Here is a 19,862-nt window from a genome sequence, read left to right as displayed (position 1 = left end):
TCATCAGCGCAGCCCGCCGGTGAACGCCTGGTCGTCGTCGCGGTTGACCAGGCACACGGCGTAGATCTTCTGCGTGCTCGAATCCCACCAGTCGCGGCCCGGCCAGGTGATGTTGAGGACGTGGCCGGGGCCGGTCCGCATCTGGAACATCACCCCGGTGCACGCCTCCTCGGCCTCGGCGTACACCTTCTTGTCGCCCGGCCACTTCTGTCCCGGCTCGTACAGCTCGACGTAGCCCGCGATCTCCGCCCAGTGCGGCCGCGCGCAGCGCACGATGTCCACCTGGTGCGGCGAGCGGTCCCACGCCTGCTTGGCCTGCACGCACGTGCCCACCGGCGGGTTGTCGGCGATGTTCGCCGCGAACAGGTCCATCCGCACCGGCGGCTCGTCCTTGCGGGGAGGCGGGTCCTGCACCCGCCGGTCGGCGTACGGCACGTCGCCGGCGCGGCTGAGCACGCAGGGCGCGTAGTTCTCGTACGCACCGCCGCCGGTGTTCCAGTCCTTCTCGCCCGGTACGAGGAAGCGGACCTGGTATCGGTCCTCCGTCAGGCCGTCCTGACGCTGCCGCAGCAACTCGCACTCGAAGGCGGCCGTGGCGCGCACCTGGTCGTCACCGGGGTACGGCGAGGGCACCTCGCCCAGCGGCACGTACCCCAGCACCTCGCCCCAGTGCGGCTCGTCGCAGGGGACGGTCGAGACGGTGCCACCGCCGGACTCCCAGCTCGCCAGGCTGGTCACGCAGGTGCCGACAGGCAGGTTGTCCGCCTTCGCCTCCGAGAAGACGGTGCCCCGCCCGGTCTCGCCCTCGTAGACGGTCTCGCTCGCCGCCGGGACCGACGTGCCGTCGAACGCGCCGGAGCACTGGCCGATCAGAAGGCCGGTGCCGACGAGCACAGCGACCCAGAAGGCCGTCCTGAGCCCGCGCCGGCGCCGCGGGGCCGGCACGTACGGCCGCGCGTCCCGGGGGCGGGGCGCGTACGATCCGCTGCTCCGGGCCAGCTCGTAGGCGACGGTGATCTGGTAGAGCGAGCGCTCGTTCTCCTCGATCAGCTCCCGTGTCTCCTGGTCGGAGGTCAGTTCGCGGGCCGACTTGAGCCACGAGCGCGCCCGCGGCTCGCCCGCGCCGCCCTCGTCCCGCATCACCGCCAGGGCACAGTTGTTGAGCAGGATCGCGGTGTCGTCGTACAGGCTCGCCGTGCGGCGATGCCGGTCACGGGGCACCAGCGCGTCCAGGCGGCGCAGCTCGGGCAGCACCGAGTCGAGCACCGCGCCGGCCGCGCGGTCGGGCTCGTCCTCGTCGTAGCGGCGGGAGGCGTCGTTCAGCGCCGTGTTCGCCGCCTCGTACAGCGGCGCGGCGACCTCTTCGAGCTGCTCGTCCACCAGGAACGCGGGCGCGGGCCAGCGTCGGGCCAGCCCTGCCCGGCGGCCCTGCTGGTCGCCGCCCCGGGCGGTCAGCTCGATCAGCGGCCTGACCAGCGCGGCGCGCAGCTCCTTGCGCAGGGTGTCCACGGCCCTCTCGTCGAGCTGCCGGTCGTCCAGCGCGGTCAGCCGGTGCCTGACGTGCTCCCAGAACACGGCCCGGCGCAACACCGCCTGCCACTGCTCCGCCGCCCGCGTCCACAGCTCGTCGAGCTCGGGGCCGGGGGACGGCCCCTCGGCCTCCAGGTCGAGCGCGGCGCTGTGAGCGCGCACCGCCGCGTCGTGCTCCCGGTGCAGGCCGGCCGGGCAGGGGCAGGAGGCGTCGGGGGTGTGCCAGAGCCAGAACAGCTCGTCCACCAGCCGCCTGCGGGGGTCGTCGAGCAGCCGGTCGAAGGCCGCGCGCACTTCCTCGGGCCCCACGGCCAGATCGTGCCCGAGATCGACGTCGGCGCCCACCTGGAGCGCCGGAGTGACCTGCTGCTTGCGCCGGCGGACCGCCCGCCGGTCCGCGTACGTGGACAGCCCCGTGATCCGGAAGGCGTTGCGCCGGTAGAGCTCGGCACCGGCCACCTCCCGCAGGGCCTGCCCCGTCGCGTCGCCCGCCTCGCCTGGCCCGAACATTTCCTCCCCATCACGACCGAGGTTCCGCCTGGTCCGAGCCTGGCCGAGGCCCGGACCCATCGCCATGGCACCCGGATGGAATCCAGATGGACACGGCCTGCCGCGCGGGGTCTAGCGCACCATCCTCATGATCACCGGCCGGTGGTCGGACAGGGTGCTGGACAGGACGGAGCCGCTGGTCGTCGTGATGCCGCGGGTGTAGACGTAGTCGATGCGGGCGTCGCCGTGGGTGGGCTTGTTGGCGTACCTAGCGCCGGTGTCGGCCCAGCCCGCGCTGACGAACCGCTTGGAGAGCGCGTCCGTCGGCAGCGCGTTGAAGTCGCCGGTGAGGATCAGCCCCGTCCTGGTGCCGAAGTAGTCGAGGACCTTCGCGGCCTGCGCCTCGCGGCGGCTGATGGAGGTCTGCGAGAGGCCCGGCGACAGGTGCGTGGTGAACACGCGCACCTGCGCGCCGCCGCCGAGGTCGAGCTTGACGCCCGCCATGGAGCGGTTGACGGGGCAGGTGGCGAAGTCGGTGAGCTTGATCGTCACCCGTTCGACGATCTTGTAGGAGGACAGGATCGCGTTGCCCGCCTTGCCCGGCTGCGGGTCGTCGCACGGGCCGACGTCGTCGCCCGCGCCGAAGTGGGCGTTGTCGGTGATGTCCCAGCCCAGCGCGTCGGCGAGCATGCGCACCTGGTCGGCGTCGGGACGGCGGTGGATCTCCTGCAAGGTGACGACGTTGGCGCCGCTGTCGCGGATCACCTTCGCCATGGCCTCGATGTCGGCGGCCTCGCCGCGGATGTTCCAGTCGAGCACCACGATGTTCGCGGCCCTGGCCTGGGCCACGGCCGGTGCCGCCGTGCCCATGGTCGGCATCGTGATCGTGAGGAGGACTAACGCTGCGGTCGCTTGACTACCTCGGGTCACTCGCATGACTCGTGATCTTACGACGCGCGGGGCGAGGATTCCCGCAACGGCGCCTGGAAAGCAGCCACCACCGGCGGTCAGCAGGACTTCAGGATGTCCTCCATGGCCTGCTTCTCCCCGGACGTCACCCAAAGCCCGTACTTCGCCTTCACGTCGATCTGGCGCGCGATGTAGGTGCAGCGGTAGGACTTGCGGGGCGGCAGCCAGGTGGCGGCGTCGGAGTCGCTCTTCTGACCGTTCAGCGGGCCGTCCACGGCCATGAGGTTCAGCGGGTCGTTCGCGAACTCCTTGCGCTTGGTGGCCGACCACTGCTGGGCGCCCTTCTGCCAGGCGTCCGAGAGCGGGATGACGTGGTCGATCTGGACGGCGGTGCTGGTGTCCTGGCCGCGCCTGAACTTGATGGTCTTGCCGCTGTACGGGTCGTGCAGGGTGCCGGTCAGCACGATGCAGTCGTGCGTGCCGGACTTGAACGTCTCGTCCTCCAGGTCGCGCTTGAGGATGTCGTTGCGGGTGTCGCAGCCGTTGCGGTCCACGTCCGCCCAGGCGGGGCCGAACTTGTCGCGGTCGAACCCGGTCTTCGGGGCGCGGCCCTTGACGGGCAGCTTGTCCAGCTTCTTCTTGGCGTCGGAGATCGCGGCCGGGTCGGCCTTCGCGGCCTTGCCGTCACCGTCCGGCGCCTGCGCCGCTCCGAGCCCGCCGCAACCGGTCAGCATCGCCACCGTGGCCAGACCGGCCATGAACGCCCGCACTCGCACGCCCGCTCCCCAGACTTTTTCGTGTTTTTCGTAAAGTCTAGGTAATGCCCATTTCTGGGGTTATATCGCGTCGATGGCGTCGAGCAGCCACTCTGCGAGGTATCGGGTGAACGATGACCTGACGTAGACGCGGTAGGTGTCGGGCGCGCGGCGCTCCAGGATGACGCCGGTCTTGCCGAGCAGCGTCTGCGCGTGCCCGGGGAAGACGTCCGGGTGCAGGTCGAGGGGGCAACCGGTGATCAGGACGTCCTCGGCCGCCGGGCCCGACAGCTCCAGGATCGTACGCTGCCCCGACACGTCCACCCACCCCGGACGGGCCTCGGTGTTTCCGGACACCAGCCACCAGTCCGGCCCCAGCCGCAGCCCCACCGCCGGATCCGCGCCCCGCACCTCCCACATCGGCTCGAACGGCACCTCGCGCAGCCGCACCCGCGCCCCGCCCGCCGCCTCGAACCGGGCCGCGAACGCGGCGGCGGGGCTCTCGGCCCGCACCTCGAATGCGTGCTGCGGAGGTGCCCCGGTCAACGGCTCGCCGTCGCGGCGGGCGTTGTCCGGGTCGTAGAAGACCGGCTCCACGACGGTCACCGGGCACGTCCCGTCCCCCGACACGGCCGTCAGCCGGTCCCCCGGCCCGACCCCCTTCGCCAGAGCCAGGCAGAACGTGCGACCGAGCACGGCACTGCGATAACTGGAGGTCACGTGCCCGACCATCGGCACCCCGCCCTCAACGGCGACGAGCCGGGCGCCCGCCTCCACCGGCACCACGCCATCAGCGGCGACGAGCTGGGCGCCCGCCTCCACCGGCACCACGCCATCAGCGGCGACGAGCTGGGCGCCCTCCTCCACCAGTCGCGCCGGATCGTCCGGCAGCAGGCCGACCAGGCGCTTGCGGTCGCTCCTCGCCGTGTCCGGGCGGGCGTGCGAGCGCTTGCCCACGTAGTCCGGCTTGCGCCGCGACACGATCCACTCCATGCCGAGGTCCTGCGGGGTGACCGTCCCGTCCGTCTCCTGGCCGACGATCGCGAACCCCTTCTCCGCCCGCAGCACGTGCATGGTCTCCGTCCCGTACGGCACCGCGCCCAGCCCCAGAACCGCCTCCCACAGCGCCCGCCCGTAGGCCCACGGGACGTTCACCTCGTACGCCAGCTCGCCCGAGAAGCTGATCCTGAACACCCTCCCGGACACGCCCAGCACGTCCGCGGCCATGTACCGCATGAACGCCAGATCCACCGCGGCCGGCGCGACGGCCGCGACCACCCGCCTGGCGCGCGGCCCCGCCACCACCACGGTCGCCCAGTGGTCGGTGACCGACGTGAACGACACCTCCAGGCCCGGCCACTCCGTCTGGTGCCACTCCTCCAGCCAGTCGAGCACCCGGGCGGCGTTGCCCGTGGTCGTGGTCATCAGGTAGTGGTCCTCGGCGAGCCTCGTCGTGGTGCCGTCGTCGAGCACCATCCCGTCAGCGCCGCACATCACGCCGTACCGGCAGGCGCCGACGCTCAGCGTGGAGTACACGTTCGTGTAGATCCGGTCGAGGAAAGCGCCGGCGTCCGCGCCCCTGATGTCGATCTTGCCGAGGGTGGAGGCGTCCATCGCCGCCACGTCCGTACGGGCCGCGCGGCACTCGCGCAGCACCGCCTCCTCCATCGACTCGCCGTCCTCCGGGAAGTACCAGGGGCGCTTCCACTGGCCGACGTCCTCGAACACCGCGCCTCTCGCCACGTGGGAGTCGTGCATCGCGGTCGTCCTGACCGGGTCGGACAGCTCGCCCCGGTCGCGGCCCGCGAGCGTGGCGAACGACACCGGCACGTACGGGGGCCGGAACGTCGTCGTCCCCACCTGGCCGGGCGCGGCACCCAGGAGAGCGGACATGACGCCCACCACCACCGCCCCCGAGGTCTTCCCCTGGTCGGCGCCGGTGCCGGCCGTGGTGTACCGCTTGACGTGCTCGACCGACCGCATACCGGTGCCGGTCGCCCTGGCCAGGTCGGCCACGGTCACGTCGCGGTGCAGGTCCGCGAACGCGGGCTCGCCCGGCGGGCCGTCCACCGCCCACAGCGCCGCCGGTGCCCGCAGGGGCCGCTCGTCACACTCCGGCACCCGGCCCTCAGTGCGCGGGCCACCGCCGGCCCCTTCCCCGCCGTACTTCGGCTGGGGTCCTTTTGGAGGGGAGGAGGGGGTACGCCCGGCGCCGGCCGACGCGTCCGCGCGGGGGGCGACGCCCGCCGAGCCCACCGCCTGAGAGGCGACGCCTGCCGGGCGGTTGCGCGCGCGTTCGGCCGCCTCGGCGCCTGCCGCGTAGCCGTCGGCGATGGCGTCGCGGGTGCCGTACCGGCCCCTGCACGCGCCCGCCGAGCGTTCCCGTTGCGCGGACGTGCCCGGGACGAACGCCTGGAGCCGGTCGTCGAAGCGGACGCGTCCCTGTGACTGGCTGAACAGGTGCACAGCGGGGTTCCAGCCGCCCGCCACCGCCAGCAGGTCGGCCTCGATGTGCCGCGAGCCGACCTGGACGCCGGTCAGCACACCCTCCGCGTCGCCGGTCGTGCCGGTGACCACCTGCCCGGTGAGCACGCCGCCGGTCGCCACCAGCTCGGTGAGCATGCCGTCCTCGCCGGTCGCCACCAGCCCGGCGAGCGCGTCGGGTGGGAGCGCCTCCGGGCGCGGGTCCACGATGGCGGCGATCTCCACCCCGGCCGCCGCCAGGTCGCGGGCGGCCTCGTAGCCGGAGTCCGCGCACGCGAACACGACGGCCCGGCGCCACGGCGCGACCCCGTACCGGTTGGCGTAGGTGCGGGCGGCCGAAGCGAGCATGACGCCGGGGCGGTCGTTGCCCGGGAAGGCGAGCGAGCGCTCGTGCGCCCCCGTCGCCAGCACCACCTCGCGGGCCCTGATGTGCCACAGCCGCTCGCCCCGCGCCCGTCGTTCCACCGCCACCACGTAGTTGTGGTCGTAGTAGCCGATGGCGGTGGTGCGGGTGAGGACGCGGCTCGGCAGGGAGAGCCCGGCCACCCAGTCGAGGGCGGGGGCGCCGTCGAGGAGCAGGCGGGAGTTCAGCAGGTCGCCGCCGAGCCGGGGCTGCTCGTCCACGAGGATCACCCGCGCGCCCGGCCGTCCCGCCGCCACGGCGGCGGCCAGCCCGGCGGGGCCGCCCCCGACCACGAGCACGTCGCAGTGCAGGTATCCCTTGTCGCAGCGGCGGCCGTCGACGGCGTCCCGGTCCGCCCCGCCCTTGCCGCAGCGGCGGTCGTCGACGGCTTCCGGGTCCACCCGGCCCTTGCCGCGCAGGCTCCATGCCTCCAGCCCGTCATGGAGCTCCACGGTGGTGGCCGCCAGCATCGGGTCGGCGCCGACCCGTACCAGCGCGTTGGGCTCCTCGGGGCCGGCGGTGAAGATGCCGCGCGGCCGGCCCAGCTGCACGCTGCGGCCCACGACGCGCACGCCGTTGCGCAGGAGCGCGGCGGCGAGCGTGTCGCCGGGCTCGCCGCGCAGCTCACGGCCATCGAACGTGAATCTCATTCAGGCTTCCTGACCTCGTGGGTGACCGTGTGCCGCTCGACCGTGAGCCAGGTCCGGCAGCCGTGCGCGTGGAACCAGCGCTCGCGGAACCAGCCCTTGGGGTTGTCGCGCAGGAACACGTAACCGGCCCACTCGGCGTCGGTGGTCTCGCCCTCCGGGTAGGAGATCCCGGCCTGGCCGCCGTAGTGGAACTCGTTCTCGTCGCGGGGGCCGCAGTGCGGGCAGTCGAGGAGCAGCATCAGTGCGCCACCGCCGCCGCGCCGTGCTCGTCGATGAGCGCCCCGGTGGTGAAGCGCTCCAGCGCGAACGGCTCCGCCAGCGGATGCGGCCGCCCGTGGGCGATCGTGTCGGCGTACACCCAGCCGGAGCCCGGGGTGGCCTTGAAGCCGCCGGTGCCCCATCCGGCGTTGATGTAGAGGCCGTCCACGGGGGTGCGGCCGATGATGGGCGAGGCGTCGGGCGAGACGTCCACGATGCCGGCCCAGGTCCGCAGCACCCGTACCCGGCTGAAGATCGGGAACAGCTCCAGCGCCGCCGCCATCTGCGCCTCGATCACGTGCACGTTGCCGCGCTGGCCATAGGAGTTGTACGCGTCGATGCCCGCCCCCATGACCAGCTCTCCCTTGTGGGCCTGGCTGACGTACACGTGCACGGCGTTCGACATGACCACGCAGTCGAGCACCGGCTCCAGCAGCTCCGACACCAGCGCCTGGAGCGGGTGCGACTGCAGCGGCAGCCGGATGCCGGCCTGGGCGGCGAGCACGGAGGTGTGCCCGGCCGCCGCGAGCGCGACCTTCCCGGCGGCGATGCGGCCTCGCGACGTCTGTACGGCGATGACCCGATTTTTCAGGATCTCGAAGCCCGTGACCTCGCACCCCTGGATCAGATCCACCCCGTACGCGTCGGCCTTGCGTGCCAGCGCCCAGGCCACGTGGTCGTGCTTGGCGATGCCGCCGCGCCGCTGCAGCGTGGCCCCCATGACGGGGTAGCGGGCCCGGCCGGACGTGTTGATGATCGGGCAGAACTTCTTGACCTCGTCGGGGTCGAGCCATTCGGCGTCCACGCCGTTGAGCCGGTTGGCGTTCACCCGGCGCCGGCCCTCGCGCACGTCGCCGAGGTTGTGCGCCAGGTTGAGCACCCCGCGCTGGCTGAACCGCAGGTCGTAGTCCAGCTCGGCGCTCAGCCCCTCCCACAGCTTCAGCGAGTGCTCGTAGATGGCGGCGCTCTCGTCCCAGAGGTAGTTGGAGCGGATGATCGTGGTGTTGCGGGCCATGTTCCCGCCGGCCAGCCAGCCGCGCTCCAGGACGGCCACGTTCGTGATGCCGTGGTTCCTGGCCAGGTAGTAGGCGGTGGCCAGGCCGTGCCCGCCGCCGCCGACGATGACGACGTCGTAGGCGGGCCTGGGGTCGGGGTTGCGCCAGAGGAAGTCGGGGTGGGTCAACGCCTGATCTTCTCCATCCCGGGGTCGTACAGCGGCTCGGCGGCGACCTCCGCGGGCACGCGGCGGCCGAAGTAGGAAATGTCGACTTGTGTCCCGGGTGCGGCCAGCTCGGCCGGCAGCCAGGCGTACGCGATGGGGTACTCGACGGTGTGGCCGTAGGCGGCGCTGGTGACGTACCCGACCGTGCGGCCGCCGTGGCTCACCGGCTCCTTGCCCATCACGACCTGGCTGCTGAGCAGCGGCACCAGCCTGCGGGTGACCTCCTTGGCCAGCGCGTCCCGGCCGATGAAGTCCTTGTCGTCCCGCACGGCGAAGCCCAGCCCCGCCTCGTACGGGTTGTGCTCGGTCGTCATGTCGACGCCCCAGAGCCGGTAGCCCTTCTCCAGCCGCAGGCTGTTGAACGCGGCCCGGCCCCCGGCGACGGCCAGCCCCGGCGCCCACAGGGTGTCCCAGAGCTTGAGGCCCATGTCGGCCGTGGTGTAGAGCTCCCAGCCCAGCTCGCCCACGTACGAGACGCGCATCGCGAGCACCGGCACCTGCCCGACATATCCGGACTTGCAGCCGAAGTAGCGGAAGTTCTCGTGCGACAGGTCCATGTCGGTCAGCCCCTGCACCAGCTCCCTGGCCCGCGGCCCCCACACGCCGACGCAGCACGTCCCCGGCGTCAGGTCGCGCACCCGCACCCCGCCGGGCGCGTGCCTGGTCAGCCAGTCGAGGTCGAGGTTGCCGTTCGCGCCGACTTGGAAGACGTCCTCCTCCAGCCGCGCCACCGTGAGGTCGGACCGGATGCCGCCCTTGACGTCCAGCAGCAGCGTGTACGTCACCGAGCCCGGCTTCCTGTCCACGTTGTTCGTGGTCATCCGCTGCAGGAACGCCGCCGAGCCCGGCCCGCTGACCTCGATGCGCTTCAGCGGCGTCATGTCGAACAGCGCCACCCGTTCCCTGGCCGCGAACGACTCGGCGGCGGCGATCGGCGACCAGTAGCGGCGGGCCCAGTCGTCGCGCTGCGCCGCGCCCAGGAACGCCTCGGCCGCCAGCTGCCCGGCGGCGGCGCCGCGCCGCAGCAGCAGCTCCTCCAGCAGCGGCGCGTTCGAGTCGAACCAGTGCGGCCGCTCCCACCCGGCCGCCTCCAGGAAGAACGCCCCCAGCTCGCGCTGGCGCGGGTGGAACGGGCTGGTGCGCATCGGCCGTGGCGACTCCATCGGCTGCAGCGGGTGGATGATGTCGTAGACCTCGACGAAGTTCTGCTTGCCGCGCTCCTCGACGTAGGCGGGCGAGAGCTGCGCCCGTTCGAACCGGCTCAGCTCGCACTCGTGCAGGTCCACGGCGGAGCGGCCGTCCACCAGCACCTCGGCCAGCGCCCGCGCCACCCCGGCCGAGTGCGTCACCCACACGGCCTCCGCCAGCCAGAACCCGTCGAGCTGCGGCGCCTCGCCGATCAGCGGGAAGCCGTCGGGAGTGAAGGAGAAGACGCCGTTGATGCCGTCCTCGTACTTCGACTCGGCCAGCGCGGGCAGCAGCTCCACCGCGTCGCGCCAGGCGGGGTCGAAGTCCTGCTCGGTGAACGCCTGCACCGACGGCATCGTGGTGGACCTGGGGCCGATCTCGTCCTGGGCGACCGGCATGGGGCGGTGGGAGTAGGAGCCGATGCCGAGCCGGTCGCCGTGCTGGCGGAAGTACAGGTCGCGGTCCTGGTGGCGCAGGATCGGGCCGGGCTTCAGCGCGCCGAGCGGCCCCGACTTCGCGTACTGGTGGGCCAGGGGCAGCAGCGGCACGGTCAGCCCGGCCATCCGCCCGATCGACGGCCCCCAGAACCCGGCCGCGCACACCACCACGTCCGCCGGGATCGTCCGGTACTCCCCCGACGCCACCACCGACACGCCGGTGACCCGGCCGCCCCGCTGCTCGACGCCGACCACCGTGTGCCCGGCCAGGAACCGGGCGCCGCGCTCCGTGGCCCGCGCCGCCTGCGCCGCGCCGCACGCCACCGCCGCCGCCAGCCCGTCACCCGGCACGTGGAAGCCGCCGAGCACCTTGTCCCTGTCCAGCAGCGGCCACAGCTCGGCGCACTCGCCGGGGTCGAGCAGCCGCGCCTCGACGCCCCACGACTCGGCCCAGCCGAGCTTGCGGTGCAGGTCGGCCCACCGCTCGGGGGTGGTGGCCACCTCCAGCCCGCCCACCTGGCGGAAGCAGTCGCCGCCCAGAGCCGTGTACTTGGCCACGGTGTAGGCGGCGAACGCCGTCATCGTCTTCGACGGGTTCGTCTGGAAGACCAGGCCGGGCGCGTGGGAGCTGGAGCCTCCGGCGGCGAAGAGCGGGCCCTGGTCCACGACCGTGACGTCCGTCCACCCCCGCTCGGTGAGCTCGTCGGCGAGCGCGCAGCCGACGATCCCCGCTCCCACGATCACCGTACGAGGTCGGCTCATGGCGCCTCCGGTTGTTCCTTAATGCGCAACACGCACCGGACTACGCAACGACCATAAAGTCCAGGACCCGCCGGAACAAGAGCTACCGCGCGGGCGAGGTGTCCCGTACGAGATAGGTGACCACCCCGCCGCCGGGCACGGCCAGCTCCTCGAACCCCAGCCGGTCGTAGAACGCCCGCGCCGCCACGTTGCTGGTCAGCATGCTCAGGTGCAGCCCGGTGACGCCCGCCGCGCGCAGCCCGTCCACGAACGCGCCCATCAGCCGCCGCCCCCACCCCTTGCCCTGCCAGTCCGGCAGCAGGTCGATGTGCAGGTGCGCCGGATGCCCGGCCAGCTCCGGCAGGATCATCCGCTCCGGCCGGTAGTGCAGGGCCAGCATGTGATCGTCCGGCGTGACCGGCGGATCGGCGGGCAGCGGCAGGCCCGCCCGCGGGATCCACTCCTCGCGGTAGCGCCGCACGAACCGCTCGGTGTCGGCGGTGCCCACGATGTAGCCGACGGCGTTGCCCTCGCCGTCGTCCACCACGTGGGCGTGCTCGGGCTCGAGAATCACGTACGGGGCGGCGAACAGGTCGCCCATCAACCGGTCGGAGGCGTACATCCCGCGGGCGTCGCCACCGGCGTCGGCGGTGCGCACGCAGATGTCGTAGACGGCCTCCAGATCCCGGGGCTGGTACGAACGCACATAAGGGGAGATCATTCGCGACAACGTACCAGTACGCTGAGCTCGCGTGGGAAAGGGAAACATGGGGCAGCAGCGGCGCTTACTCGAAGGGCTCGGCGTCACCGTCGCCGAGGAGACCGCCTACCGCGCCCTGCTGCGGCACGGGCCCGCCACGCTCAGCGAGCTGGCCGCCGAGACCGGCTCGTCCGCCGCCGCCATCCGCCGCATGCTGCCCAGGCTGGAGGACCTCGGCCTCATCTCCCGCGTCGCCGGCCGGCCCCTCCGCCTCGTCGCCACGCCCCCGACCATCGCCATCGACATCCTCGTCGCCCGCCGCCAGGAGGAGCTCACCCACAGCCGCGCCGCCGCCGCCCTCCTCGCCACCGAGGTCGCCGACCGCGGCGGCCCCCACCCGGAGGAGGTGCTGGAGGTGGTGACCGGCCGCGACGCCGTCGCCCGGCGCTACCTCCAGCTCGAACGCAACGCCACCCGCGAGATGCTGGTGCTGGTCCATCCGCCGTACGCGGTGGACATCAGCGACGACCGCGAGAACCGCCGCCGCGCCGCCCGCCAGGGCGCCCCCGTCACCCGCGGCATCTACAGCCCGCTCGCCTTCGAGCAGCCCGGCATGCTCGCCCACACCCGCCGCGCCATCGCCGACGGCGAGCAGGCCCGCCTCGGCCAGGTGCCGGTCAAGCTCGCCATCGCCGACGCCCGCACCGCCATCCTCCCGCTGGTCTCCGACGAGGACCGCGCCGTCGAAAGCGCTCTGGTGGTCCACCCCTCGGCCCTGCTGGACGCCCTGGTCGGCCTCTTCGAAACGCTCTGGCGCGCCGCCGTCCCCCTCCGCCTCACCCCGGACGGCCTGGAGGAGGACCGCCGCGGCCCGGACGAGGAGGTGCTGGCGCTGCTGGCGGCCGGCATGAAGGACGACGCCATCGCCCGCCAGCTCGGGTTGAGCCCCCGCACGGTCCAGCGCCGCGTCCAGGTGCTGTGCGAACGCCTGGGCGCCCGGACCCGCTTCCACGCCGGCTACCTCGCCGCCCACAACGACCTGCTGTCCCCCTGACCACCCGCTCCTGCAGCGTCTCCGGCCCGACCCGCCTCCTATCTCCCTAGGAAAGGCGTTCCTAGCAGAGTATCCTCAGCTCATCACCGAGAATCGATCTCCCTCCGCACCTGCGACAGCTCGCCGAGGTGGCGACGATCGTGGCCGCCGCGGGTGCCCCCGCGGGCTGGCTGTATCACCTCAGAGGCGGCATGTGCGCGCTGCGCGTGATCAAAGAGGGAATCGTCTCGGTTCCTGTCGTGATTCCGGCGTATCCGGACCGCGACCCCGAGCTGTTCCGTGTGGCCCTCAAGCGCCTGAAGACGGTCATGGAGAGGATGAGCCGGTGAGCAAGAGCATCGCTTATGTCGTCACTTACGAGCACGGACGATGGGTGTCGCGCTGCCCCACCGGAGAGACCGAGGGCGTTGGTGTAGCCGGGTCGTTGTCGCAGCTGGAACGCGATCTGCGCGAGATCCACGCTTGGGCCTGGCCCGGGGACACTCCTGGCGTGGAGTTCGTGTTCGACCTGCCCGAGGAAGTGGCGGGCATGGTGGCCGAGTACCACCACGAGAAGGAGCTGGCCGAGGCTCACGCCAAGCGTGCCGCCGAGCTGGCCGTCACCGTCGCGAAGAAGCTGACCAGCCATTGGTCGGAGCCCGACACGGCACGCGTGATGGGCCTTTCCAAGCAGCGCATCCACCAGTTGAAAGCCAGCGCCTGACCGCACGCCCGGCAGGGCTAGGTGATCAGGATCCCGCCGTCCACCGGCAGCGCCACCCCCGTGATGTACGAGGCCGCGTCGCTCGCCAGGAACACGGCCGCCGCCACCAGCTCCACCGGATCCCCGGCCCGCTTCATGACCACCCGCGACTCGGTCATCCGCTCCAGGTAGCCCGGCTTGTACTGCTCGGTCATCTCCGAGGCGAAGAAGCCGGGCTCCAGGCAGTTGACGCGGATGCCGCGCCGGCCGGTCCACTGCTGGGCCAGGTCGCGGGTCAGGCCGACCACCCCGGCCTTCGAGGCGCTGTAGGCGGCCTGCGGCAGGGCGGCGGTGGTCTCGCCGAGGATGCTGCCGATGTTCACGATCGACGAGCCCGGGCGCATCACGCGGGCGCACGCCTGGGCCATCCAGTACGTGCCGTTCAGGTTGATCTCGATGACCCGGCGGAACTCCTCCGGGCTCTCGCGTAACGCGGGCACGGCCGTACCGACGCCGGCGTTGTTGATCAGCACGTCCACCGAGCCCAGCGCCTCGACGGCGGCGGAGACGACCGCGTCGCAGTCGTCGGGCCGGGACACGTCGGCGGGCACGGCCAGGCACCTGCGGCCGGTCTCCTCGACCAGGCGGCGCGTCTCCTCCAGGCGGTCCTTGCGGCGGGCGCACACCACCACGTCGGCGCCCGCCTCGGCCAGGCCGCGCGCGAACGCCACCCCGAGGCCCGCGGACGCTCCGGTGACGATCGCCACCTTGCCGTCGAGCCGGAACCGCTCCAGCACCCCGCACCTCCCTACTGCTCGTTCACTTCCGCCCCACCGTACGTCGGTGAAGGCCCCCCAAGGGAAGGACACCTTCGAGGGAGGCGCAGTGTGAGGGCACCGTCGCGCGGGAGGCGCGACGGATGCCGCCTGGCGCGGACGCGGGCCGATGCGGCGTGGCGGGCGCGGGTGAGGCCCCGTGCCCGCCGAAGCAGGTCAGAGGCCGTACTCCTTGACGATGCGCTCGTGCCGCTCCACCTCGACGTCGATCTCGCGCGCCAGATCCAGCCACGCCAGCGGATGCACCCACCGCTCGGTGGCGTCGTCGAGCAGGGCGTCGACCTCGGCGGGCGAGACGTCCGGCGGGACGGCGACCCAGCCGAACACGCCCGGCAGCGACTCGCCGGTGGTCGGGTGGGTGACGGTGTAGTTCTCGTCGCTGTAGACCCACATGGGCCAGCCGCGCTCGGCCATGACCTCGGTGAACTCCGCCCAGTCCTCCTCGCTCGGCGCGGCGCCGTCGAAGAAGTAGCTGGTGTAGCCGCCGGGCCGCAGGATGCGGACCGCGGCGAAGGGGGGTACGAAGTTCTGCTGCTCCTGCGGGTCGTCGGGGACGGGCTCGAGGAGCTGGGGGTCGAAGACGACGAGGTCGCCGGCGTTGTACTCCATGCCGCGCGGCTGCGGCAGGGCGAGGCGGGCGGTGGCGGGGCCGGTGCGGATGGACAGGACCTGGCGCTGGCCGCCGTCGGGCGCGGGCAGGATGAGCCGGATGAGGCCCATCTCCTCCTCGATCGGCCCTTCGGTGGACTTGATCGGCATGCCGATCTTGGCGGCGCCCTTGCGGACGGTGTCCCAGTCTTCGGCGGAGGTCGCCATGACGATCATGCGCCAGACGTCTTCGTCGGTGAGCTCGTCGAGGACTTCGAGCAGCACTTCGGCGGCGCGGTGGTTGGCGTCGAGCTGCTGGGCGGCGCCGGACAGCAGGCGGCGGGCCTCGATGCCGGCGCCGGCGTGGATGGCGTGCTCGGCGGCGTCGGCGGTCTCCTGCCAGCGCTCGCGGGCGCTGTGCAGCCGGGCCAGCGTGAGGTGCTGGGCGGCGTGCGGCAGCATGGCGGCCATCTGCTCCAGGCGCTCGTCCTGGCGGGCCTCGATGAGCAGCGTGGTGAGGTAGGCGACGTCGTCGGGGTCGGCGGTGGCGATGTCGCCGCTGTCGACGAGCAGCTTCCAGTAGATGTCGGCGCCGGTGGCGGGATAGCCGAGGAAGCCGAGGGTGGTGGTGTGCCGGCGGGTGGCCTCGATGTCCTGGCCGGACAGGGGGGCCAGCCAGCCGACCCACTTCTCGGGGTCGGCGTTGAAGCCGTCGGCGGCGTCGAACTGGCCGACCCGCTCTTCGACGGGGCCGGGGGCCTCGGGCTCGGCGGTGGTGTCGGCGGTGGCGCGCAGCGCGGTGATGCGCTCGGTCAGGTCGCCGCTGTCGCGCAGCTCGGCGCTGCCGGACTCGGCGAGGTCGGCGAGCAGCCTGGCCTGCCAGACGCCCTGCCTGGCGATGGCCAGCTCGCCGGCGACGAGCGCGAGCTCGACGCGGGCGCGGTAGCCGCCCATCATGCCGAAGTAGTCCATCCACTGGCGCAGGACGCGGCCGAGCTGCCAGGTGTTGGTGATCTGGGCGGAGCCGGCCAGCATGTTGACGGCGCGCGACCACTCCACCCACACGCGCGGGTGCTCGCCCACGACGTCGAGGTCGGGCAGCGCGTCGACGGCCTCGGCGATGCGGCCGAGGGTGGCCAGGATGAGCGCGCGGCGCACGCCGTCGCGGTGCTCCTTGGCGACGGGGTCGTCGGCCTGGAACCCGGCGGCGGCCTGGAGGGCGTCGAGCGCGTCTTCGGCGCGGCCGGCGGCCAGCAGCGCGCGGGCGCTCTCGGCGCCGAGCTCCCAGCTCGCCTCGCGGCCGGCGGTGCGCAGCCGCTCGACGGCGGACTCGGCGTAGGTGACGGCCTCGCCGGGCTTGCCGGCGTCGACGAGGGCCGCGACGTACTGGGTGACGAGGCCGGCGAAGGCGGGCTTCTCCGGGCTGGTGCTCTCGAGGTGGGCCCCGAGCGTCTCCAGGCGGTCGGTGGCGTAGCCGGGGCCGTCGGTGTTGGCCCACACGATGGCCAGCGCCTCGACGGCCGCCGGGACGGCCGGGCACTCACGCACGTCTTCGCGCTGGGCGAACGCGAGAAGCTGCTGCGCGTCGTCGATGGCGACCGCGCCCTGGGCACGGTCGCCGATGCGGCCGATCAGGTGCCAGTAGCGGGCGTAGAACTCGAGCCAGGGCAGCTCAAGGGCCTCGGCCTGCTGCGCGATGGCCGGGGCCATGACGTCGAGCTGCGGGTACCGGCCCTCGTAGGCCTGTGCGGGGAGGTCTCCCAGCGCCATGGCGAGGCCAACGTTGCCCGCCTCGGAAAGCTGCTGCTGGGTTTCGCCGACCCAGGCCCAGATGTCCACGTCCATGGGCAGTCAGTCTGCCAGGTCAACGAGCGTGCCCAAAACGCAGAAGCTCGATCAGCTCGTCCGATTCGCTGTCTGTCAGGACCGAAAAGACCGGCGCCATGAGGTCGTCGGTGGTCTCTTCCACGGCCGCGCGCCGCGCGACCACGTCGGGGCCGGGCTCGGCGTAGGGTTCCGGCCAGTTGAAGAACTTCGCGATGGCGGTGCCGGGCGACTGCCCGAACGGGGTGCCGTCGTGCCGCGCGGCGAGGGTGGCCTCCAGGGGGTGCAGCCCGGCCGCGAGCACGGCGTTGGCGTGCAGGCCGCCGCGCAGCTCGCGTACGACGTGCATGAGCTGCACGGCCCTGGCGGGCGGGTCGTCGGGCAGCGGCACGGCCCGCCAGCCCGCGAACAGGGGCGCGCCGACCGGCGAGGCGGCCTCGACGACGGGCTCCAGGAGCTCGGCGATCCTGGCGCAGCCGGGCTGGTCGCCGAGCTTGCGCCGGCCCCAGGCGTGGCAGGCTTCCGCGTAGAGCTCGACGGCCCGCTCCACGGGGAGCTTGCGGCCGCCGTTCCAGCTCTCCTCGACGTGCGCGGCGGGGAAGAAGACGGCGACGGCGGTGACGACGCTCGCGTCGCACTCGCCGAGCACGCCGCAGCGGCCCCTGAAGTAGACCTCCCGGGCGCCGAGGCCGTATTCGTCGCAGATGGCCTTGGCCTCCCGGGAGACCATGAATCCGCCGCCGATCTGCCCGATCGGTGCCTTCACCTGTACGGCGGTGGTGCGTGGGTCTGCCATGTCCACCTCTCAGTCCGCGAAGTAGACTCAGCATCCCCCATTAGAACTTCATTCTGCAAGCATCAACTCGCCGCTGGCCACGATCACCGCCGGGCCGGACAGGTAGCTGGTGTCCTCGTCGAGGATGACGGTCAGCGTGCCGCCCAGCACCTCGATCGTCCACGTGCCGGTGGTGTCGCCCGACAGGTGCGCGGCGGCCACGGCCGTCGCCACCGCGCCGGTGCCGCACGAGCGCGTCTCGCCGGAGCCGCGCTCATAGACGCGCATGACGGCCCGGCTGACGCCCACCGCGTTGAACAGCTCGACGTTGACCCCGGCGGGGAAGACCCCGGTGTCGAAGCCCGGCCCGTGGGTGAGCTCGAGCTGGGCCACGGGGTCGCCGATCGAGCAGGCCAGGTGCGGGTTGCCCATGTCGACGTGGATGCCCGGGTACTCGTGCCCGCCCAGCGTCGCCACGCTCTCGCCGTGGACGACCGGCCTGCCCATGTCGACCGTCACGTCACCGCTCGGCTCGATGCGCACCCTGCGCACCCCGCCCCTGGTCGCGATCGCGAACTCGGAGGCGTGCTCCAACCCGGCGTCGAGCAGGTAGCGGGCGAACACCCGCACCCCGTTGCCGCACATCTCGGCCATGCTGCCGTCGGAATTGCGGTAGTCCATGAACCACTCGGCCTCGCCGGCCTGGTCGCTCACCTCGTGACTGTGCTTCGTGCGCGCCACGCGGAGCACGCCGTCGGCGCCGATGCCTGCTCTCCTGTCACAGATCTTGGCGACGAGCGCGGCCGACACGTCGACCTCGCCCTCCGGATCGGGCAGGATGACAAAATCGTTCTCGGTGCCGTGCCCCTTGAGAAAGCGCATTGCAAAAGTTTATTCGCACGGGTGTCCGGTGATTCGCGCCAGGGACCGCTCAAGCAGGTCGGGGGCGTCGTACGGCAGCCAGCACACCCGCGGATCCCGCCGGAACCACGACTCCTGCCGCCGGGCGAAACGCCTGGTCAGCCTGACCGTCTCGGCCATCGCCTGCTCCTCGCTCCACTCCCCTTCGAGGAAGCGGATGACCTGCGCGTAGCCGAGCGCCCTGCTCGCCGTGCGCCCCTCGGCCAGCCCCTGCTCCAGCAGCGCGCGCACCTCGTCCACCAGGCCCGCCGCCCACATGCGCTCGACCCGCAGCTCGATCCTGGCGTCCAGCTCGGGCCTGGGCACCTCCAGCCCGATCTGGACGCTCGGGTAGACCGCGTCATAGGACGGCATCGTGGCCGAGAACGGGCGGCCCGACAGCTCGATCACCTCCAGCGCCCGCACGATGCGGCGGCCGTTGCTGGGCAGGATCGCCGCCGCGGCGGCCGGGTCGCGCTCGCGCAGCCGCTCGTACAGCGGGGCGGGGCCGCGCTCGGCCAGCTCGGCCTCCAGCCGGGCCCTGATCGCCGGCTCCGTGCCGGGGAACTCCAGCTCGTCGATGGCCGCCCGCACGTACAGGCCGCTGCCGCCGACCAGGATGGGCACGTCGACGGCGTCGATGACCGCCCTGGCCAGCTTCTGGTACTCGGCGACGCTGGCCGTGACCGTCACGTCCCAGACGTCGAGCAGGTGGTGCGGCACCCCGCGCCGCTCCTGCTCCGTCAGCTTGGCCGTGCCGATGTCCATGCCGCGGTAGAGCTGCATGGAGTCGGCGTTGACGCACTCGCCGCCCAGCCGGAGGGCGAGGTCGACGGCGAGATCGGACTTTCCTGCGGCCGTGGGGCCCACGACGGCGATGACTGGCTGCTGCTGACGCACACGACCAGTGTGCTAGAGATCGAGCAGCGTCGGCTGCAGATAGCCCTCATGGGTGAGCAGCCACCGCTTGGTCTCCACGCCCGTGCCGCCGCTGAACCCGCCCAGCCCGCTGCCCGCGATCACCCGGTGGCACGGGACGAAGATCGGGATGGGGTTGGAGCCCATGATCGAGCCGATGCCGCGCGCGGGCACGCTGGACCCGCTGAGCCTGGCCAGCTCGCCGTAGGTGACGGCCTTGCCGTACGGCACCCGGTGCAGGGCCTGGAGCACCCGCAGCCGCGAGCCGGACATGAGCCGCCAGTCGATCGGCGTCTCGAACGTCTTCAGCTCGCCGGCGAAATAAGCGTTCAGCTCGGCGACCGCGAAGGCCGTACGATCCGCATCATGAACCTCAGCCAGGCCGAGACGTGGGGCCAGCCCGGCGCGGGACCCCCATCCCGTCGCCACGAGGCCGGTCTCCGTGACGGCCAGCACGAACGTGCCCACAGGCGTGGGCACCTCGGCGAAGGCAACCGTGGCGGGCAGCGTGGTGGTCAT

General features: G+C 72.5%; 17 protein-coding genes. 3 read left to right on the top strand and 14 right to left on the bottom strand.

What is annotated here, in order from left to right:
- Positions 1-3: 3 nt before the first annotated feature.
- The 8 genes from HCN51_RS48690 to HCN51_RS48655 form a co-directional block, all read right to left on the bottom strand.
- A complete protein-coding gene (locus HCN51_RS48690; protein ID WP_168019048.1) occupies positions 4-2,040 on the bottom strand; it encodes a septum formation family protein in 2,037 nt (678 codons plus the stop codon).
- Positions 2,041-2,151: 111 nt separating this feature from the next.
- Entirely contained in the window at positions 2,152-2,889 is a 738-nt protein-coding gene (locus HCN51_RS48685; protein ID WP_168019047.1) for an endonuclease/exonuclease/phosphatase family protein, read from the bottom strand.
- Between the two features lie 137 nt (positions 2,890-3,026).
- Positions 3,027-3,704: an HNH endonuclease family protein gene (locus HCN51_RS48680; protein WP_346434070.1), complete on the bottom strand. Its 678-nt coding sequence runs from the start codon at positions 3,702-3,704 to the stop codon at positions 3,027-3,029.
- 60 nt (positions 3,705-3,764) lie between these two features.
- On the bottom strand, positions 3,765-7,220 hold the full coding sequence (locus tag HCN51_RS48675) for a 2Fe-2S iron-sulfur cluster-binding protein (RefSeq protein WP_168019046.1): 3,456 nt from the start codon (positions 7,218-7,220) through the stop codon (positions 3,765-3,767).
- Positions 7,217-7,459: a sarcosine oxidase subunit delta gene (locus tag HCN51_RS48670; RefSeq protein ID WP_080041997.1), complete on the bottom strand. Its 243-nt coding sequence runs from the start codon at positions 7,457-7,459 to the stop codon at positions 7,217-7,219. The genes HCN51_RS48675 and HCN51_RS48670 overlap by 4 nt, the downstream gene beginning before the upstream one ends.
- On the bottom strand, positions 7,459-8,661 hold the full coding sequence (locus HCN51_RS48665; RefSeq protein ID WP_168019045.1) for a sarcosine oxidase subunit beta family protein: 1,203 nt from the start codon (positions 8,659-8,661) through the stop codon (positions 7,459-7,461). The genes HCN51_RS48670 and HCN51_RS48665 overlap by 1 nt, the downstream gene beginning before the upstream one ends.
- Positions 8,658-11,087 (bottom strand): GcvT family protein, encoded by a 2,430-nt coding sequence (locus HCN51_RS48660; protein ID WP_168019044.1) that lies wholly within the window; start codon positions 11,085-11,087, stop codon positions 8,658-8,660. Before HCN51_RS48660 ends, HCN51_RS48665 begins: the two co-directional genes overlap by 4 nt.
- An 82-nt stretch (positions 11,088-11,169) precedes the next feature.
- The gene (locus HCN51_RS48655) at positions 11,170-11,787 is read right to left on the bottom strand and encodes a GNAT family N-acetyltransferase (RefSeq protein ID WP_168019043.1); all 618 of its coding nucleotides are present in this window, start codon (positions 11,785-11,787) and stop codon (positions 11,170-11,172) included.
- Positions 11,788-11,818: 31 nt separating this feature from the next.
- On the opposite strand from HCN51_RS48655, the gene HCN51_RS48650 reads away from it, so the two are divergent.
- The 3 genes from HCN51_RS48650 (at position 11,819) to HCN51_RS48640 (ending at position 13,523) form a co-directional block, all read left to right on the top strand.
- On the top strand, positions 11,819-12,820 hold the full coding sequence (locus HCN51_RS48650) for a helix-turn-helix domain-containing protein (RefSeq protein ID WP_346434069.1): 1,002 nt from the start codon (positions 11,819-11,821) through the stop codon (positions 12,818-12,820).
- 128 nt (positions 12,821-12,948) lie between these two features.
- Positions 12,949-13,149 carry a hypothetical protein gene (locus tag HCN51_RS48645; protein WP_168019042.1) on the top strand — a complete coding sequence of 67 codons (201 nt, stop codon included), beginning with the start codon at positions 12,949-12,951 and terminating at the stop codon, positions 13,147-13,149.
- Complete coding sequence (locus HCN51_RS48640) at positions 13,146-13,523, top strand: ATP synthase subunit B family protein (RefSeq protein WP_168019041.1); 378 nt, start codon at positions 13,146-13,148, stop codon at positions 13,521-13,523. The genes HCN51_RS48645 and HCN51_RS48640 overlap by 4 nt, the downstream gene beginning before the upstream one ends.
- A 17-nt stretch (positions 13,524-13,540) precedes the next feature.
- Here the strand turns inward: HCN51_RS48640 and HCN51_RS48635 are convergent, their stop codons facing one another.
- The 6 genes from HCN51_RS48635 to HCN51_RS48610 all read right to left on the bottom strand — a co-directional run bounded on the left by HCN51_RS48635 (position 13,541) and on the right by HCN51_RS48610 (position 19,862).
- Positions 13,541-14,299, bottom strand: coding sequence for a glucose 1-dehydrogenase (locus tag HCN51_RS48635; RefSeq protein ID WP_168019040.1), 759 nt, complete (start codon positions 14,297-14,299; stop codon positions 13,541-13,543).
- 195 nt (positions 14,300-14,494) lie between these two features.
- The gene (locus HCN51_RS48630) at positions 14,495-16,771 is read right to left on the bottom strand and encodes a tetratricopeptide repeat protein (RefSeq protein ID WP_168019039.1); all 2,277 of its coding nucleotides are present in this window, start codon (positions 16,769-16,771) and stop codon (positions 14,495-14,497) included.
- A 19-nt stretch (positions 16,772-16,790) separates the two neighbouring features.
- Positions 16,791-17,546: an SCO6745 family protein gene (locus HCN51_RS48625; RefSeq protein WP_240974036.1), complete on the bottom strand. Its 756-nt coding sequence runs from the start codon at positions 17,544-17,546 to the stop codon at positions 16,791-16,793.
- A 48-nt stretch (positions 17,547-17,594) separates the two neighbouring features.
- Positions 17,595-18,407, bottom strand: a complete 813-nt coding sequence (gene dapF / locus HCN51_RS48620; RefSeq protein WP_168019038.1) for a diaminopimelate epimerase — start codon at positions 18,405-18,407, stop codon at positions 17,595-17,597.
- A gap of 9 nt (positions 18,408-18,416) precedes the next feature.
- Positions 18,417-19,325 (bottom strand): tRNA (adenosine(37)-N6)-dimethylallyltransferase MiaA, encoded by a 909-nt coding sequence (gene miaA / locus HCN51_RS48615; protein ID WP_168019037.1) that lies wholly within the window; start codon positions 19,323-19,325, stop codon positions 18,417-18,419.
- A gap of 12 nt (positions 19,326-19,337) precedes the next feature.
- Positions 19,338-19,862, bottom strand: coding sequence for a methylated-DNA--[protein]-cysteine S-methyltransferase (locus tag HCN51_RS48610; RefSeq protein WP_168019036.1), 525 nt, complete (start codon positions 19,860-19,862; stop codon positions 19,338-19,340).

The organism is Nonomuraea composti, assembly GCF_012034275.1.
Taxonomy (GTDB): domain Bacteria; phylum Actinomycetota; class Actinomycetes; order Streptosporangiales; family Streptosporangiaceae; genus Nonomuraea; species Nonomuraea composti.
Note: the sequence above shows the minus strand (reverse complement) of the source record. Positions and strands in the feature narration are given on the sequence as shown.

Excerpts from the sequence above, each read along its gene's own strand:
- HCN51_RS48690 (WP_168019048.1), bottom strand. The coding sequence starts at position 2,040 with ATGTTCGGGCCAGGCGAGGCGGGCGACGCGACGGGGCAGGCCCTGCGG.
- HCN51_RS48685 (WP_168019047.1), bottom strand. The coding sequence starts at position 2,889 with ATGGGCACGGCGGCACCGGCCGTGGCCCAGGCCAGGGCCGCGAACATC.
- HCN51_RS48675 (WP_168019046.1), bottom strand. The coding sequence starts at position 7,220 with ATGAGATTCACGTTCGATGGCCGTGAGCTGCGCGGCGAGCCCGGCGAC.
- HCN51_RS48670 (WP_080041997.1), bottom strand. The coding sequence starts at position 7,459 with ATGCTGCTCCTCGACTGCCCGCACTGCGGCCCCCGCGACGAGAACGAG.
- HCN51_RS48660 (WP_168019044.1), bottom strand. The coding sequence starts at position 11,087 with ATGAGCCGACCTCGTACGGTGATCGTGGGAGCGGGGATCGTCGGCTGC.
- HCN51_RS48655 (WP_168019043.1), bottom strand. The coding sequence starts at position 11,787 with ATGATCTCCCCTTATGTGCGTTCGTACCAGCCCCGGGATCTGGAGGCC.
- HCN51_RS48630 (WP_168019039.1), bottom strand. The coding sequence starts at position 16,771 with ATGGACGTGGACATCTGGGCCTGGGTCGGCGAAACCCAGCAGCAGCTT.
- HCN51_RS48625 (WP_240974036.1), bottom strand. The coding sequence starts at position 17,546 with ATGGCAGACCCACGCACCACCGCCGTACAGGTGAAGGCACCGATCGGG.
- dapF (WP_168019038.1), bottom strand. The coding sequence starts at position 18,407 with ATGCGCTTTCTCAAGGGGCACGGCACCGAGAACGATTTTGTCATCCTG.
- HCN51_RS48610 (WP_168019036.1), bottom strand. The coding sequence starts at position 19,862 with ATGACCACCACGCTGCCCGCCACGGTTGCCTTCGCCGAGGTGCCCACG.